The organism is Planococcus sp. CAU13, from assembly GCF_000775575.1.
GTDB lineage: Bacteria > Bacillota > Bacilli > Bacillales_A > Planococcaceae > Planococcus.
The window spans coordinates 1-966 of record NZ_JRGN01000141.1 but is presented as its reverse complement, the minus strand read 5'-3'; the positions used below and the strand labels follow the sequence as shown (position 1 = coordinate 966).

Here is a 966-nt window from a genome sequence, read left to right as displayed (position 1 = left end):
GGCTATCTGGATGCTGTTTGGGCTATTGGTGAAACCATTCGTCCACATACTCCTTTCAAATTTCTCAGTCCAGGGAAGAGGTAAGGCAGGAAAAACAGTAATATGTACATTTTCCAAAAGTATGTGTTTCTGTACTTCTGAAAGCGTATCTTCAATCAGTACTTTAACTTTTTCAGTATCCCAATGGTATGTTAACGCTTCTGTTTCACTAAGTTCTATGAATTTCAGCAATTGAAAACGGCGGGCAATTTGTTTCCATTCTTTCATCCAGCTTTTATTTGTGATGAAGGGTTCAAACTGAGTGGATAAAAATTCTTCGATTGTTTCTTTCTTTTCGAAGAGCAGTGATGGAGTTAGCTGATTTATTGTGTTCATCTTATCTCCCCCTAATTTAAGGAATTATATCATAAATCAGACAAATAACTTAATTCAGAATAAACATTATAATTGATTGAATCTTTTGGTAATTTTGGACGTATATTAAGTTAAGCAGACAAAGTACGGTGAAAGCGTTCATGAATTAAAAGAGGAGGAGAGATAAATGCATTGGATGATGTGGATTTTTTGGGGCACTCTTGCAGCTATATTTATCATCAGTTTGATTGTGGATATTCTGACTCGGGGGAAATACAGTCTGGATAAAAAGGAAAGATCATTAAACCAGAACTTGGCTGAAGCGGATGCTCTGCGGCATGCTGGACAGAATAACCATCAAAGCGGAATGTTTTAAAGTAATGAACGGATAAGATGAAATGAAAGAGGTGACAGTTATGGACAGAGCCCAGGTAGTTTTCGGAGTCACATTTGCTCTATTATTTTTCCTTTCCTATTTTATCTTAAGGGTTGTCTGGAATATCCTTTATCTGGTGACTGAACATATCCCGGTAATCGTATTTTTCCTGCTGGTCATGTTCATTGTCCTGCCTGTCACCTTGATCCTTTCCCGTGAATTCACCAAGCACTTTT

General features: G+C 37.3%; 2 protein-coding genes and 1 pseudogene. 2 read left to right on the top strand and 1 reads right to left on the bottom strand.

The annotated features are described in order from the left end of the window. A pseudogene (locus tag KW93_RS06060) lies at positions 1 to 375 on the bottom strand (DUF2268 domain-containing putative Zn-dependent protease); the annotation flags it as partial. 166 nt (positions 376 to 541) lie between these two features. Between KW93_RS06060 and KW93_RS06055 the strand changes: the two are divergent. Both KW93_RS06055 and KW93_RS06050 read left to right on the top strand, forming a co-directional pair. Continuing rightward, positions 542 to 730, top strand: coding sequence for a hypothetical protein (locus KW93_RS06055; RefSeq protein ID WP_033542091.1), 189 nt, complete (start codon positions 542 to 544; stop codon positions 728 to 730). Positions 731 to 770: 40 nt separating this feature from the next. Next, on the top strand, positions 771 to 966 hold a 196-nt coding region (locus KW93_RS06050; protein WP_033542090.1), incomplete at its 3' end, for a hypothetical protein.